The sequence below is a fragment of the Fusobacterium necrogenes genome, assembly GCF_900450765.1.
Taxonomy (GTDB): Bacteria; Fusobacteriota; Fusobacteriia; order Fusobacteriales; family Fusobacteriaceae; genus Fusobacterium_A; species Fusobacterium_A necrogenes.
The window spans coordinates 108,856-125,504 of the sequence record NZ_UGGU01000003.1 but is presented as its reverse complement, the minus strand read 5'-3'; the positions used below and the strand labels follow the sequence as shown (position 1 = coordinate 125,504).

Annotated in this window: 14 protein-coding genes and 1 pseudogene; 3 read left to right on the top strand and 12 right to left on the bottom strand. The window is 26.1% G+C overall.

Annotated features, from left to right (window positions below; translation table 11 throughout):
- Window positions 1–313: 313 nt before the first annotated feature.
- The 6 genes from DYA59_RS00950 to DYA59_RS00930 all read right to left on the bottom strand — a co-directional run bounded on the left by DYA59_RS00950 (window position 314) and on the right by DYA59_RS00930 (window position 8,467).
- Window positions 314–2,977: a DEAD/DEAH box helicase family protein gene (locus DYA59_RS00950; protein WP_115268479.1), complete on the bottom strand. Its 2,664-nt coding sequence runs from the start codon at window positions 2,975–2,977 to the stop codon at window positions 314–316.
- Entirely contained in the window at window positions 2,978–5,107 is a 2,130-nt protein-coding gene (locus tag DYA59_RS00945) for a site-specific DNA-methyltransferase (protein ID WP_172606925.1), read from the bottom strand.
- A gap of 64 nt (window positions 5,108–5,171) precedes the next feature.
- Window positions 5,172–5,792, bottom strand: a complete 621-nt coding sequence (locus DYA59_RS00940; RefSeq protein WP_115268475.1) for an HNH endonuclease family protein — start codon at window positions 5,790–5,792, stop codon at window positions 5,172–5,174.
- A gap of 2 nt (window positions 5,793–5,794) precedes the next feature.
- Window positions 5,795–7,090, bottom strand: coding sequence for an AAA family ATPase (locus tag DYA59_RS00935; RefSeq protein WP_115268473.1), 1,296 nt, complete (start codon window positions 7,088–7,090; stop codon window positions 5,795–5,797).
- Between the two features lie 166 nt (window positions 7,091–7,256).
- Window positions 7,257–7,505: a PD-(D/E)XK nuclease domain-containing protein gene (locus DYA59_RS09515; RefSeq protein ID WP_245943698.1), complete on the bottom strand. Its 249-nt coding sequence runs from the start codon at window positions 7,503–7,505 to the stop codon at window positions 7,257–7,259.
- Between the two features lie 35 nt (window positions 7,506–7,540).
- Complete coding sequence (locus tag DYA59_RS00930; RefSeq protein ID WP_245943697.1) at window positions 7,541–8,467, bottom strand: AAA family ATPase; 927 nt, start codon at window positions 8,465–8,467, stop codon at window positions 7,541–7,543.
- Between the two features lie 11 nt (window positions 8,468–8,478).
- Between DYA59_RS00930 and DYA59_RS09630 the strand changes: the two are divergent.
- Both DYA59_RS09630 and DYA59_RS00920 read left to right on the top strand, forming a co-directional pair.
- A pseudogene (locus DYA59_RS09630) lies at window positions 8,479–8,661 on the top strand (tyrosine-type recombinase/integrase); the annotation flags it as partial.
- Between the two features lie 131 nt (window positions 8,662–8,792).
- On the top strand, window positions 8,793–10,127 hold the full coding sequence (locus tag DYA59_RS00920; RefSeq protein ID WP_115268471.1) for an ATP-binding protein: 1,335 nt from the start codon (window positions 8,793–8,795) through the stop codon (window positions 10,125–10,127).
- 300 nt (window positions 10,128–10,427) lie between these two features.
- Here the strand turns inward: DYA59_RS00920 and rpsI are convergent, their stop codons facing one another.
- The 6 genes from rpsI to DYA59_RS00890 form a co-directional block, all read right to left on the bottom strand.
- Window positions 10,428–10,826 (bottom strand): 30S ribosomal protein S9, encoded by a 399-nt coding sequence (rpsI, locus tag DYA59_RS00915; protein WP_115271416.1) that lies wholly within the window; start codon window positions 10,824–10,826, stop codon window positions 10,428–10,430.
- A gap of 16 nt (window positions 10,827–10,842) precedes the next feature.
- Complete coding sequence (rplM, locus tag DYA59_RS00910; RefSeq protein ID WP_115268469.1) at window positions 10,843–11,277, bottom strand: 50S ribosomal protein L13; 435 nt, start codon at window positions 11,275–11,277, stop codon at window positions 10,843–10,845.
- Between the two features lie 119 nt (window positions 11,278–11,396).
- Window positions 11,397–12,134 carry a hypothetical protein gene (locus tag DYA59_RS00905; RefSeq protein WP_115268467.1) on the bottom strand — a complete coding sequence of 246 codons (738 nt, stop codon included), beginning with the start codon at window positions 12,132–12,134 and terminating at the stop codon, window positions 11,397–11,399.
- Between the two features lie 72 nt (window positions 12,135–12,206).
- A complete protein-coding gene (locus tag DYA59_RS00900) occupies window positions 12,207–13,934 on the bottom strand; it encodes a sensor histidine kinase (RefSeq protein ID WP_115268465.1) in 1,728 nt (575 codons plus the stop codon).
- Window positions 13,883–14,569 (bottom strand): response regulator transcription factor, encoded by a 687-nt coding sequence (locus DYA59_RS00895; RefSeq protein ID WP_115268463.1) that lies wholly within the window; start codon window positions 14,567–14,569, stop codon window positions 13,883–13,885. Before DYA59_RS00895 ends, DYA59_RS00900 begins: the two co-directional genes overlap by 52 nt.
- Before the next feature lie 133 nt (window positions 14,570–14,702).
- Complete coding sequence (locus DYA59_RS00890) at window positions 14,703–15,548, bottom strand: phosphate ABC transporter substrate-binding protein (RefSeq protein WP_172606924.1); 846 nt, start codon at window positions 15,546–15,548, stop codon at window positions 14,703–14,705.
- Between the two features lie 212 nt (window positions 15,549–15,760).
- Between DYA59_RS00890 and pstC the strand changes: the two genes are divergently transcribed.
- Window positions 15,761–16,633 carry a phosphate ABC transporter permease subunit PstC gene (gene pstC / locus DYA59_RS00885; RefSeq protein ID WP_115268461.1) on the top strand — a complete coding sequence of 291 codons (873 nt, stop codon included), beginning with the start codon at window positions 15,761–15,763 and terminating at the stop codon, window positions 16,631–16,633.
- The last annotated feature ends 16 nt before the right edge of the window (window positions 16,634–16,649 follow it).

The window sequence follows — 16,649 nt, the reverse complement described above, 5'->3', positions numbered from 1 at the left end:
TTTCTTCAACTAACTCTTAAAATAATCCTTTTTTAAACTTTTTTAATCCCTCAAGCTCTTTTTCTATACTCTCTATTTTACTATCTATTAAAGAAATATATACTCATAAATATATTGAAAAGCTAGAAAAAATATAGAATCATGAAAATAATTTATAAAGAAAAAAGCCCCACAAACATTGAGTTTGTGAGGTATATAATTCCATACAATTATCTTTTTGAGAATTTGAAATCCTTGATTTTATTGGTATAAATATACCTTTTGTTACCTATGTGTTACCTACAAGGGTATTTTTAGATATTTTTAAATTTTCTTAAATTATGTTTTCAAAAGCTTCTTTAAACTCTTCATTCTTCTCTGTGTTATACAAAGGTAAGCCAACTATTCTATAAATATATTCTTCACTTTCTATAGTATAATTTTCAAATAAATTTTTATTTTCATAACGTTTTGTTATTTCTTTTAAAAAATTATTTTTCCATTCATCATTTTCTAATAAATGACTTCCCTTTGGTTCAATAAAAATTTGATAATACTTTTTATTACCCTTTTCTTTTAAAAATAGTAAAAAATCTGGTTGAAATCCTCTTCCTGTACTAAAATCATATATTTTATAAATCTCTTCATTTCTCAATAAATAAACTTCTTCATATTTTTCTTCTAATAAAAATAAATTTTCTTTCAAAAAATTTATACAAGATATTTCTTCACTTGTTCCTACAAAAGAGTTTAAAACATACCAAGGTCTATTTACTAACTCTGAATTTAAAGAAGCAGATTTATCTATATTTTCTTTTTTTATTATTTTTACTTTTTCTTTTCCAAATAATTCTTCAATAGAATATAATGGTTCAAATTCAGTTCCTCTTTCATCATAAAAATTAGTTTCTAAATCATAAAAAATTTTCTTCAGTCCCTTTTCTGTTATTTGCAAAAAATCTTCTCCACTAATACTTTCCAAAGAAACATTTTTTGAATTAATTGATATTTTAAATTCTCCTAAATATTCATCCTTTAAAAGCTCATCAACAGTTTTAATTCCTAATTTATTTTTTAAAATTTCAAATTTAAATATATTTTTATCTACACTTATACATCGATTTAAAGCTTTAAAAAATACATGTTTAGGTATATCTTTTATCTTGATTTCTAATTGATGAATGTCACTTTCTAACTCTAAATGTCTTTCATTATCAAAAATTTTATCTTCTTCTTTTAAACTATAGTTTAGTTTTATCTCAATTTTTGTACTTTTTAATTCTTCTAATGTCATCTTTCTAGTTATTTCATTTTTTACTTTTTTATTTCCCATTATTTTGAAATCAGTATAAAATCTAGTTTCTTTAAAGCTATTTTTCAAACCAAATTTTTTTTGTACTTTTTCACTATTTTCAGGTATATAACCATCTTTTTTTAGTTCATTTTTTAAATCTGTTATATATCTAGATTCTTCATCATAAGTATAATAAAATAATTCTTCTAACATTCTTAATTCATTTTCAATATCATTATCAAATTTTCTTTTATTTTTTTCTTTATCTAAGTATTCAAATGGGTAGTATCTTACTCCTCTTCCAATCAATTGCTTTTCTTCTACGGTTGTAGGACTAGATTTTCCTTTATTATTCCCTCCTGAGTTTTGAGTTTCTTTCATTCTTACAATTTCATAAAGATTTAGAACATCCCATCCTTCAGTTAATCTATCCACTGTAAAAATAACTCTTATGATATTATTTGGATCTTCTAGTGAATTTAATTTTATTTCAGTGGAAGAGTCTAAGTTTATTTTAGAATTTGTTACAATTATATTTTCTTCCTTAAAATTATTTTTTATATATTTTACAACTTCATCATAATTCCCATTTAATTTATTTAAGACTTTCTCTGTTATAGTGTATCCATTTTGATTAATTTCATTAATTCCAATTATTTTATTTTTTAATATCTCTAAAAATTTAAAATCATCATTTGTTATATTTTTTATAATTTCTAAGAAACTATTATAATCTGCTGTTGAATTTTCTATATTTTCACTTTTAATCAAAATTACAGGCTTAAAATTAGGAATATTATTTTTTAATGCAATGTCATGTCTATACCAATTTATTAAAAGCATATGAATTATTCTTTGTTTTTTATCAAAAGTTGAAGAAATTAAATTTATTTCTTTTGTATATCCCTCTTGAAGAAATCTTTTTAAATCAAACTTATATACAATTTTATCTGTATATTTTCTTACAACTTCTTCTTCTGTTGGTATTGTTGCAGTAAATTCTATTAATTTATTTTTATTGCCTCTTAAAGTTGCTCCTTCTTTTTCTAAAAGTTGTTCTCTAACCATATTTTCCCAACCAAAAGTCTCTACATCTTCTTCTTTAATTCCTTTTCCTTCAAGAGATTCAGGTTTAAATCTTAAATTTCCTTGTTTTGTATTACTATTCAAATGATGTGCTTCATCTGCTAAAATTATAATATCTTTATCAAGTAACTCTTCTAATGTTAATTGATTTTCTTTTTCTTGGTTTATATCTAAGTATAACTGTTGTAGTGTTGAAAATTTTATTTCAATAGTATTTTCATCAATATTTGAACTAAAATTATCAACTTCCTTTATCTTTACTTCTTTATTATCTATAATAATTTTATCCTTATATAAATATTTATTGGAATAACTTTGTAAAAAATTTAACTTTGTTTTTTCTATTATATTATTTTGATTTGTTATAAATAAAAAATTTTTATACCCTTTCATATAATAATATAAAATAAGTGATGCCATTACTAAAGTTTTTCCACTTCCAGTTGCCATATTAAACATTAAATGATTTTTAACTTCTTTACTTTCCAATAAAATAAGATTTTCTAGTGCCTCTTTTTGCCAAAAAAACAATTCATATTTTAAATTAGAAGTTATATAATCTGAAATTTTTATTGACACATATTTTTTAGCATTATTTAATTCTTCATAGAGATACATTTATTTTCCTCCATAAAATTGCTTTGTTAATTTTATATCACTATCTGATAACTTAAATTTATCATCTTCCATATCTTCATAATTAATGTACATACTATTTAAATCTAGCATTGATAAATACATTTTCTTTTTATCATCTAGTGAAAGATTTTTATATTCAGAAGTTATTATTAACTTTTTAAAATTTTTAATATTTAAATTATAATTTAAATAGTATTTATTGTACAATTCATCGAATAAATTTTCTAATTCTTCTGAAGTTTCACAATTTTTTATTTTTTCTTTGGCTTCTTCATTATATTTAGCAAACTCTAAATATAAAAATTCTCCTCCACCTTGCCAATTAATATTTTTAGAAATACCCCCTTGTTCTCCTTCAATTACATTTTTTAAACGTTGGACACTTAAAGATTCAATATAGTCCATTTGCTCTATTCCTATATATTGTCTTCCAAGTTTGTGAGCTACTGCACAAGTTGTTCCACTTCCTAAATGGAAATCTAAAATTATATCTTTTTTATTTGTGAACATTTCTATTATTCTTTTCATTAATTTTTCAGGCTTTTGTCCATTTGGTAAAGAAACACCTTTACCTCCTTCATTTTGTGTATTTTGAAAGTCTAAATCCCACCAAAAATCTCCTATTAATTGTGCTTGTACTAAATCACCATCAACTAAGTTATAAGTTTTCTCTAATTTATTAATACGTTGTCCATTTATTGCCATTTCAGTTTTTAAAGTTTTCTCATTATATTTCTCTACAATTTTATTAGGATTTAATATACTCAATTTTTTTAATTCTGGAGAAATAGAATTAACAAAACGAAAAATTTTATCTCTATTTTCAAAAACAAATTTATTAAAAAGTTCATTTTGGTTACTTTGTGGAGTTATTTTATCTTTTTCATCTATTATTTTATTAGCAAGCAATATATCTTTAAAAGATTCTATTCTATATTCTATTTTTCCTTTATTTTCATATTGAACTAAAAACTTATTATAATGTGTATCCCAATCATTTTTTTTAATATATTGTGGCTGTATATATATGTTATAATAATTTTTTGAATAAACAAGTAAATTATCTTTGTTTTTTAAAATTGTCTTTTCTTTATGAGAAGTTTTATTTCCTGAAATATTTGACGATTTTATAGAAATATCAGCTATAAAATTTTCTCTGTCGAATATTTCATCCATAAGAACTTTTAAATAATGAACTTCATTCTTATCAACTTGAATACATATAAATCCATCCTCTCTTAAAAGTTCTCTCGCTACCTCAAGTCTATTTTTCATAAAAGTTAACCAAGTCGAATGATTGAAGTTATCATTATATGCAAAACTATCATTCTTTGTATTATATGGTGGGTCAATATATATCAATTTTATTTTTCCATTAAATTCTTTTTTTAAACTATGAAGAGCCAACAGATTATTTCCTTTAATTATTAAATTTTCTTTAATTACTCCATTTTCATCTCTTCTTATATTTTCAATGATTTCTTCTCCAGTTTCTGAATATTTTTTCCAACCAGTAAAAGCTTTTCTTTCTAATAATCTATCTATCTCATCTTTTGCTAAAATTTCATTAAAAAATATTTCTTTTCTTTTAGTTTTGTATTCTTTAAATCCAGAAATAACATAATTTTCTTTTCCTCTAGCTGATACTTTTACCTTAGTTTCTTTTCCAACTAGCTCTACCTTATTTGCTTTTTCTTGGTCTTTAAATTCAGTTATTTCGTAGTTAAAATAACTATCTATTCCTTCATCTGTTGATTGTCCTCCTTCTAAAATACAATCTTTAAATGGAAAATTTAAAACTATATCTTGTGTATCTTGTAAAAAATACTTTCCATCACATAATCCTATTCTATTTTTTAATTTTGTCCAACCATTTTTAAAAGGTTTTTGTTGTTGAATAAAAAATTTAAACTCTTCTTGTTTAAAAATATTTATTCCATTTATTTCTAAAAAAAATTTATTTTTTATCTCCTCATTTTGATACAATAATTCTAATATTTTTGTATCATATTTTTCCAATAAATCAAAAAATTTAATCATATTAAATTCATCATTTTCAATTAATCTCTCATCTTGCTGTAATGTATCTTTTACAATTTTAGCTAGCAATTTTTTCAACTCCTTATTTTTAATTCTATATAGCATTTTAGCAAATAATTATATAAACTCAAATTTATCTTATTTTTTTCTGAAGATACCATAATAATATTCCAACATATGACTCTTTTATTTCTGCTTCTAAGTATCGTGTATATATTCTTCTTATTGTATCTTCTGTTAAATGAGTTTTGCTTTTACTAAGATTTCTTTTTAGTGAATTTAAAGCTTCTTTCCTAGCCTCTACTAATCCAAAAATATCATTAAGATTCAGTGTAGCATCAAAGTCTTTTTGGTAATCTGAATTACTTGATTTTATTTCTCCATTACTTGTATAACTAATAGTTAAAATATCACTATTTGCTTGAGGATTTATTTTTATTTCTCTATTACCTTTTCTTGTATCACAAGTCTGTCTTTCAAAAGATTCTTCCTCATTTCCTTTACAAACAGCAAGTAAATTCTTATATTCTAATTCATTCTCCTCATTTCTTGCAACATAATGCTCTATTTTTACTTTCGAAGAATCATCTCCCAATTTTCTCATACAATAAGCACAAATATATCCTTGTTCTTTTAATAAAGAAGTTCTCAATTTATCTTTTACTTCTTTAGATAAATTATCAAAGGAAGCATTTATAGTTCGTTTATATTCAACTAAAGATGAAGGAATACGATTTTTTCTAATTAGTATCATTGTTATATACCCATTTCTTCTAAATCTAGTGAAATTCTTGCATCTATGATATTAGTATCATTTTGTCCTAATACTTCTTCTAATTCCTCTAATAATTTTTTTGCTTCATCTATCTTACCTTCATCTAATAGATTATTAAATTTTTTCAATTTCTCCACTATCTCTTGAGGTCTAACTTCTGTTCTCATTATTTGATGAACTATACTTTCTATATCTCTTCCATAAGTTTTATCTGTTAATTTATATATTTCTAAGTTATTTAAAATCAAGATATTTTCATTGGAGATATTTGACAATACACTAGGAGAATGTGTTGTAAATATAAATTGTACCTTTGGAAATGTCTTAGTTAAAACTTTTATTATCTTGCTTTGCCAACTTGGGTGTAAATGCATATCTATTTCATCTATAAGAACTATTCCAGAAGTTTCTTGTAAAATGTTATCTAATAGTTGAGGATTTAATATAGCCATTCTATATGCTATATCAGCTATCATACTCATAGTACTTTTTATACCATCACTAAGTATTCTAAGTGGAAGGCTTTCTACTGTTCCATTTTTTCTTTTAATACTAACTTCTAGCTCTCCACTCTTAACCTTATAATTAAAATTAGCTTTCTCTATGCTCTCATCTATTATTTCATAAGTATTATTTAAAGCTTTTCTTACAACTTCAAGTTCTGGAATTTTTTCCCCTTCTTGTAATTCTAAATAGGTCATTTTCTCAAACCATCTTAACATCATTTTTTCATTAGAAGCAGAATCCAAGCAATCAATATAACCTTTTAAACGAGAAAAATTTTCTTGGCTCTTTTTACTATTTTTTTCTCTTTTTTGCATCCAAAGTCTACCAGTTCCATAATAAGCTATTAGTGGTAAAATCACCTCTTTATTTCCTGATTTTACTTTTTCCTGTATCTCTGTTGCATAAGCTATAATTTCCTTTGCTCCTATATTAGTAGTTCTTCCATTTTCTTTATTTAGACTTCTAGTCCATTCTATCTCATGATTACCTATCTTTCCAACAGCAAAAATCTTAACAGGAAATTGATGCTCTCTTTCTATTCTACTTCCTAGTTCATACATTTTATAGTGAGAATCACTTTTACTGATTCCATGTATTCCCATTCCATCAAAATTAGAAATATAACCACCTAAAGCTATGGAGATTGCATCTAAAATAGTAGTTTTACCTGCTCCATTTATTCCAATTAGAACTGTATAGTTATCTTTTAATTCTAACTCTATATTCTCATAACAACGAAAGTTTTGGATTTTAAGTTTCTCTATTTTCATGCTATATCCTCCATTTTTAGTCTATATTTCTTCCTTTGATTATATCATAGAACATAATAAAATTCTATATTATACCCTATTATACTAAAAAATAGTGAAAGATTTTACCCTCCACTATTTTAGTAACTCATTAACACTATATTATCAATGATAATAACTTCTCTTTTTAATAATAAGCTATAGCTTTTTTCCCATCAAAAACTAAACCAATTTTTACTATATCTTTTACTCCGTTTTTCTTTAATAGAGTTTCATATTTTTTATCTTCTATTTGATTAAAAGCTTTTTCTGCTTCTTTTTCTATATCATTAGTATTAGCTCTTTTTAGTTCTAAAATATATCCTGCCCAAGCTTTATTTCTTGGAGTGAATATTATATCAGCTCTACCATAACCACTCTCCATATTAGGATGCATTATATAGTAATCATCTAAAGCATATAAAAATCCCCCTAATTACTCTCTCTAAAAATAGCATCTACAAATAAACCTTTAAATAGTTTTTGTATTTCTTTATTAGGTATTCTTAAGGTAAACATTGTTTCACTAAGTTTTTCTTTAACCGTCAAATATCCAGAGAATAACATAATCTCCCAAATATTATTAGGAGAAAGGTTATCTCCCATTCTTATACTTTCATTGATATATACCATTATATCCTTACCATTTATCAAATCATTTAAGTTATCAAATACAGTTGAGTTTGAGGCTAATAACATATTTAATATTAAAGCATTTCCAGAAGTATTTACCCAATGAGATTTTAACTCCCTACTTTGTACATATTTTAAAATACTCCAAGGATTGTATATTTCATCTTTTCCAAAACTATAACCATCATACCACTCTTTTACTTCTGGCATCTCGTAACCTATATCATAATAATCTAACATAGCTTTCACTTCATTTTCTACTAATCCAAAACTATTGCTATACTCATTATTTAATATTGTGTAGTTTGTAAAGTTATTTAAGTCCAAAAATATTCCTGCTTGAGCTACTCTTATTATTCCTGTAAGAACTCCCATCTGTAAGTAATCATTAGTTTTAAGTACCTCTCCATAGAAAGCCTTTAAAAAATCTTTCATCTCTGTATAATAACCTTTTTCAGAAGCTGATATTATTGGAGAATCATACTCATCTATTAATACAATTACCTTTTGATTATAATATTTGTATAATAATAGTGTTAAGAATGATAATGCAGTTTTTAATTCTCCTTCATCACTTTCTTTATTGAGTAATCTTTTAAATATTTTACTTTCACTTTCTGATAAAATAGGAGTAATTATTTCCTCAAATTGATTATATATCTTAAATATTTTACCTTTGATTTCTATAATTATATCTTTCCATGTATTACCAGTTATTCCTTTCAAGCTAAGAAATATTCATTCCCATTATGGAGCAACTAAATATGAAACATAGACCTCACGATTGCCGTCATACCTTTGCTACTCTTCTCAGTAATGCTAATGCAAATGCTACAGCTATTAAGAAGATGATAGGACATGAAAGCTATGCTACTACTGAAAAAATCTATACTCATAAGGATATTGAAGAGTTAAGAAAAAAATGTAGAATTAATAAAATAATAAATTATGTGGAAATTTTCACAATATTCTTTAAAAAAATGTGTAATTTTCCACACTTTTCTATAAAATAATGTGATATAATATAAAAAAAGAAAGTTTGGAGGTAATAATGAAAAGATTTATATTAGATGATTTGATAAAATGGAAAGATTCTAAATATAGAAAACCTCTTATTTTAAAAGGGGTTAGACAAGTTGGAAAAACTTGGATTTTAAAAAAATTTGGAAAAGTATGTTATGAGAATGTCGCATACTTCAACTTTGATGAAAATATGGAATATCGTCAATTTTTTGAAACAACAAAGGATATAAACAGAATATTACAAAATCTAATATTAATAAGTAATCAAAAAATAGAACCACACAATACTTTGATAATATTTGATGAAGTACAAGATTGCCCAGAAGTTATTAACTCTTTGAAGTATTTTTATGAAAATGCTCCTGAGTATCACATAGCTTGTGCAGGTTCTCTTTTAGGAATAACATTAGCTAAGCCCTCATCTTTTCCAGTTGGTAAAGTTGACTTCTTAAATATTTATCCTATGACATTTAGTGAATTTTTAATAGCTAATGGAGACGAAAATTTAAAACTTTTTTTGGATAGTATAGAAGATATTGAAAAAATACCAGATGCTTTTTATAATCCTTTATATGAAAAATTAAAAATGTATTATATCACTGGTGGTATGCCAGAGCCTGTATATATGTGGACTAAAGAGAGAGATACAGAATTGATAGTAAAAAGTCTAAATAATATTATTGAAGCATACGAAAGAGATTTTGCTAAATACCCAAATGTTAAAGAATTTCCTAAAATTTCAATGATATGGAAATCCATTCCTTCTCAATTAAGTCGTGAGAATAAGAAATTTATTTATAAGGTTGTTAAAGAAGGAGCAAGGGCAAGAGAGTATGAAGATGCTTTACAATGGCTTGTAAATGCTAATTTAGTAACTAAAGTATTTAGAAGTTCTGCTCCTAGAATACCACTATCTGCCTATGATGATTTATCAGCTTTTAAAATATATTTAGTTGATGTTGGATTACTTAGTAGATTATCTTTTCTTTCCCCTTCAGCATTTGGAGAAGGAAATAGATTATTCACAGAGTTTAAAGGAGCTTTAACAGAAAATTATATCCTTCAAAGCTTAATCCCTCAATTTGAAGTTTCTCCTAGATATTGGTCTGATAATGTATATGAGGTAGATTTTATCATTCAAAATGAGAATGATGTTTTCCCTATTGAAGTTAAAGCTGAGAAAAATACTAAGAGTAGAAGTCTTTTTAAATTCAGAGAAAAGTATTCAGATGATATAAAATTAAGAGTAAGATTTTCTTTTGATAATTTAACTCTTGATGATGATTTACTAAATATACCTCTATTTATGGCAGATTATAGTAAAAAGCTTATTGATATAGCTTTGAAAAAATTAAATAAATAGTTCTACTGTGGAAATTTATATATCTATTTCTAGGTATATAGATTTCCATTTTTTATTGAGTTAAATAATATTTTTTAAAGAATTTTAAAACATATTTATTTCTAATTTATCAAAATTTTAAGATTCCTTAAAAATTCTTTACAAAGTACTATTTTTAGCTAGTTAAAGAAAAATAATTTTGTTACCTACTTGTTGGCTACTTGTTACCTACGAGTGCCATTTTTCTCATTTTTTTAAAATCTTAGATAAAGAAAAAAGCCCCACAAACATTGAGTTTGTGAGGTATATAATTCCATGCAATTATCTTTTTGAGAATTGAGGAGATCTTCTTGATTTTTTCTTTCCGTATTTCTTTCTTTCAACCATTCTTGAATCTCTAGTTAAGAATCCAGCTTCTCTTAAAGCTCCTTTTAAAGTCTCATCAGCTAATATTAAAGCTCTTGCTACTCCATGTCTTATAGCTCCAGCCTGTCCAGAGTTTCCTCCTCCAATTACGTTAACTTTAACTTGAAATTTATCTAAAGTTTCAGTTAAAGCTAAAGGTTGCTCAACTATTTTAGAAAGGATTTCTCTTCCTCCAAAATAATCAGCCATAGTTTTCCCATTTATTTCAATTCCTTTTCCTCCAGGAATTAGTCTTACTCTTGCTACAGAAGTTTTTCTTCTACCAGTTCCTCTATATTGAATCATTTCAGCCACTGTCATTTACCCCCTATTAAAATTCTACCTTTACTGGTTTTTGTGCAGTATGAGCATGCTCTGCTCCAACAAATACTCTTAATCTAGTTAATTGTTGTCTTCCTAATTTATTCTTTGGAAGCATTCTCTTAACAGCTAGCATTAATAGTTCCTCTGGCTTTTTTTCTAGAATTTCTCCTAATTTTCTTTCTCTTATTCCTCCTGGGAATCCTGAGTGATTATAATATTTTTTATCAGTTAATTTTTTACCAGTTACAACTAATTTTTCAATGTTAGTAACTACTACGAAGTCTCCTCCATCAACATGTGGAGTAAAAGTTAACTTCTCTTTACCCATTAATTTTTTAGCAACCTCAACTGCTAATCTTCCTAATATTTTTCCTTCAGCGTCATAGTGATGCCATTCTCTAACAACATCTTCTTTTCTTTGCATAAAAGTATACTTTTTCACTTTAAAATTTCCTCCTGAATTATGTTATATCTCTCTAATATAACGCAACGGTCCTTTGTGGGAAAGGTTTAATATACCTTACTATTATATTAGTTTTCCTCAATTATGTCAAGGATTTTTTATTGTTTTTCTTCAGTTTTTTCAACTGTTTTATTAACTTCTTCTTCTTTTTCAACTGTTTTATTAGCTTTTTCTTCCTTTTTCTCTGGAGCTTTTGGTAATGGATTTCCAAATAGCCACTCTATTTGTCTTCTAATTCCTGTTAGATCAAAAATTCTATCTCCTACTGTTAATCTATCATTGGCTGGAATAGCTATATGTCCCTCATCTATAGGTGCATTTTTATCCAAGTTTAGTTGAAGCTTTATAACTTCTTCACCAGCTTTAAATTCTGTTCTTACAGTTTTAATTACACCTTCAGTTTCTAATATCTTAGCTTTTTCTTCATCAGACATCCTTCTTTGTGGTGGATAATCAGCTATAAATAAGTCCTCTGTTGAGAGAAATTTAACCTTATCTTCAGCAACTTTTTCAAATATATCTATTGTATATTTTCCTCTTTCTCCAACTAGAAACTTCTCTAAATCTAAAATTTTCTTTCCCACTCCAAATGGATCTGGTAAAATTCCAAATTCTCCTTTAGTTATTAATGTATCATCTGGAGCATTAAGTCTTACCTCAAACATAGTAGGTCTTTGTAAATTTTCTACAGTTACTACTACTGAAAGATTTGCCATTGGAAATGGAAACATAGGTTGAATAAGATTATCAAATTCTCCAAATATATCTATAACTCCATTCACTTGTGGATTCATTTGTGCTTTATAAGCTGTTATTACATGTTTTACTTTTACCATTTTTTTACCCCTTTTCTCTGTACTTTATACACCATTAAATAATACCATATTTTTATAACTCTAGTCCATACTTTATTTTAAAATATAGAAAGAAAATCTTGTTCCTTTTTCTTCTTTAGAATCTATTATAAGTCCACCACCACATTTTTCAATAAGAGTCTTTACTATTGAAAGCCCTAACCCAGTTCCACCTAGATTACTTGTTCTAGCTTTATCTACTCTATAAAATCTCTCAAAAACTTTATCTTGTTCATAAATAGGTATTCCTATACCATTATCTATCACACTTATCTCATATCTATCTCCTTTTTCTAATACTTGAACCACTACTTTTGGATTAGAGTTCTTATTGTATATTACCCCATTTTCAATAAGATTTTTTAATATCATAACTATCTTCTCAAAATCTACTTTTAAGTAATCTCTTCCATCAGTCAATTGAAATAAAAACTCCACTTTAGCTCCTCTTTCATATATCTTTACTGAAAGAATATCCAAAAGTTCTTTTTTTAACTTCTCAACTCCAACTTGTGAAATATTAACTAAGTTTGAATTTTCTATCTTCGAAATATTCAAAAAATCTAATACTATATTTTCTAATTTTTCAACATTTGTCTTAATAGTATTTAAAAACTTCCTTCTCATTATCTCAGGAGCATCCTCCAAAGCTATTAAGTAGCCTTTTATATTAGTAAGTGGTGTTTTTAATTCATGGCTTACATTGTTTATAAATGTTTTCTGTACCTCTACTGCTTCTCTCGTACTCGTTATATCTTTAACCGTAATAATAAATCTATTGCTAAACTCCAAATATTTCATTGTAAATAGGAAATATTTTTTCAAACTCTGTATATAAATATCTTCTCTATACTCTTTCTTACTCAGCAATCCATTTTTTATTGGAATTATTAATTCTAAATACTTTATTGCTTCTAAATAACGCTCTTCATATGGATCTACTATATATTTTAATGAAGTATTTTTTATGATAAATCTACCTTCACTATCCAACAATCCTATAAACGAATCTGCAGAATGTAAAACTTCAGAAAGTATTCTTCTTTCTTTTTCTAATCTTGAAATATTTTTTAAATTTTTTCCCTGCCACTCTTTTAAAATATCCCAAAATTCAAAAAGCCAATACTCATCTTTAGAATAATTTATCTTTTCCATCTCTCCACTTTCAAGAAATTTTCTCATTCTTTTAATTTTAGTATAAAAATCTCTTTTTATATAATTTTTATAAAAAAAATGTATGACATAATTTAATATTAAGAAAAAAATGATCTGTATCAAAAGAAACTCTCTTATTTGCATGAGCTCTTTATTATATTCACTAGCTGTCCTCAGTATATATTCTTCCCCTTCACTATTTTTAATAGAAATAGCATAATATGCCATCACCGTCTCAAAAGTTTTACTATATCTAATTACAAAGCTCTCTTTTTCCTTTATCGCTTCTTGAATTTCTTGTCTTTGAAGGTGATTTTCCATCCTTTTTTCTTCTTCTTCTGTTTTCTTAGAATCAAATACCACTTTTCCAGTTAAATCTATCAATGTAAATCTCAAAGCATTATTTGAAAACAGCTCTTGATATTTAGTACGTGGATTACCTTCTGCTACTAACTTCACTAATATTGTATCTTCTTTTAAAATTTGCTTTGACCTTTCTTGATATAAATTTGAAAGTATTTGTGAATTTATACCTACAAATATTCCTTCTAATATTAATATCATTATCAATATCGCTATCTCTTTTCTTCTAATTTGTATCCCACTCCTTTTATTGTTTTTATACATTCACTTATTCCAGGAAGTTTGTCTCTTAGCTTAGATATATATACATCTGCTGTTCTATCTCCAGTATAGTAATTACTCTTCCAAATCTCATCTAGTATTTTTTCCCTTGTTATAACTAAATTTTTATTTAATACTAGTAAAAGTAATAAATCATACTCTTTTTTTGAAAACTCTATCTCCTTGTTTTTATAAAGAACCCTATGCTTATCATCTTCAATTACCAAATCTAAAAATTCATATTTTTTCTTAAACTCTTCCTCTCTTCTCTCCTCTTTTTTGGAAAATCTTTTAACTCTCAAAACTAACTCCCTTGGATCAAAAGGTTTTTTCATATAATCATCAGCACCTATTTCTAAACCTTCTAATACATCTTCTATTTCTGTTTTAGCAGTTAACATAATAATAGCTGGATTACCATACTCTGAAGATATTCCCTTTACTATTTTAGTAAAATTTTTTCCATCTAAATTAGGTAACATTAAATCTAATATTATTAAGTCATGTTGTTTTTCTTTCAAAAGTTTAAGACCCTCTAACCCATCATCTGCTTGATCCACTTCGTATCCTTCTTTGGAAAGAAAATATGTTATTAGTTCCTGTATCTCCTTGTCATCTTCAACTATTAATATTCTCATTTTGCCTCCGCTGATCTTATAATTTATACTTAAATTATAAAAGAGAGAACTCAAAAAGTAAAAGAAAATTTATAACTTTTAACTATTTTTTGAGTTCTCTCTAAATTATAGATATTATTTTATCTTTTATATTTTATTTTACAGGAACAAACCCTTCTTCTCTAATTAACTCTTGTCCTTTTGAAGAAAGTGCATAATCTACAAGTTTATTTATATCCTCTGAAGCAGCATTATCAACGTACCAGTATACTTCTCTCGCTATTGGATATTTTTTACTTGCCACATTTTCAACACTTGCCTCTACTCCATCTACTTTTATAGCTTCTACTGAGTCATCCATATATCCCATTCCAATATATCCAATTGCATATTTATTTGATTTAACTTCTTGTTTTATAGCTTCATTAGATGGCATATATAGAGTTTTAGGTCCATATTCTAAATCTTTTTTAGTATTATTTTCTCTTATTATATGTTCTTTAAAAAATTCATGAGTTCCTGATGATGAATCTCTTGATAGTACAACGATTGGAGCGTCATCTCCCCCTAATTCTTTCCAGTTAGTTATCTCTCCTCTAAATACTTTTCCTAAAGTTATATCATCAATATCTTTTATAGTATTTGCATGATTAGCTATTATTGTTATTCCATCAAAACCTAATACTACTTCTTTTACCTCTAATCCTTTTGCTTTAGCTTGTTCAAGTTCTTTAGCTTTTATATTTCTTGAAGCCATAGCTATATCTGTTGTTCCATTAATTAAAGATGAAATTCCTACTCCTGATCCTCCACCTGTTACTGCTATTCTTGCTTTTCTATTTTCTTTCATATAATTTTCTGCTATCGATTGAGATACATTTAATATAGTGTCTGATCCTTTAGCTTGAATAACTCTTGATCTAGCTTCTGCTACATCAGTATTTAAAATTATTCCCACTGCTACTAACATTCCTAATAAACCTTTTTTAAAAATACTCATTTTTATTCCCTCCAAATTAAATTTTTATCATTTCTTTACGTTTACGAGTAAAATATATTCTTTCCATGTTAAGACAATATTAAGACATTGTAAATTTCATGTAAAATTTTTTTTACACTATTTTAACATTGAATTAATATCTCTTTTACATTAATATTTTAATATTATTTTGTTATTAAATTAATGTAATTGAAATATTTTTGGAGGTTTTTATGCAATGTCTTAGAAAAATTAAAGATAATGGAATGAAGCATATTTTATTTGGAATAGGAATTTCAAATATAGTTATAATCTTTCTAATATTTTTATTTATAGTTGTAAATGGATTAAAATTTTTTGATTCATACTCTGTTTCTGATTTCTTTTTTGGGAAAAAATGGATTTCTCTTTCAGAGTTATATGGACTTTTGCCTCTTTTAGTCGGTTCATTTTGGGTAACAATAGTAGCTTTAGTTATTGCTGTCCCTGTTGGAATTTTAACAGCTATTTATATAGCTGAATATGCTACTCCTAAAGTAAGAACATTTTTAAAGATTATCATTGAAACAATGTCAGCTATACCATCAGTTGTTTTAGGAGTTATCGGGTTATATGTATTATCTGGTCCTATAAAAAATCTATTTAATCTTCCTAGTGGACTAACTGCTTTAACTGGTGGAATAATGCTTGCTTTTATGGCCCTTCCTACAATAGTAAGTATAGCAGATGACTCATTAGAAGCTCTTGATAAATCTTACAAAGAAGCTTCTCTTGCTCTTGGAGCTAATCAGATAGAAACTATTTTTAATGTTCTTCTTCCTGCTGCTTTTCCAGGAATATTTGCTGGTATTATGCTAGGATTTGGAAGAATAATTGGAGAAACACTTACTGTTCTCATGATAACTGGTAACTCTCCAATTTTAGCTACTACCCCACTTTCTGCAGTAAGAACTCTTACAGCTACAATAGCAGCTGAGATGGGAGAAGTAGTTCAAGGAAGTACTCACTACTATGCACTATTTACAATTGGAATTGTACTTTTCATAATAAGCTTTATAACTAACTGCATAGCTGATAAATTTATAAGAAAAGCAAGAGAGTTATAATTTTAGGAGGAAAAAT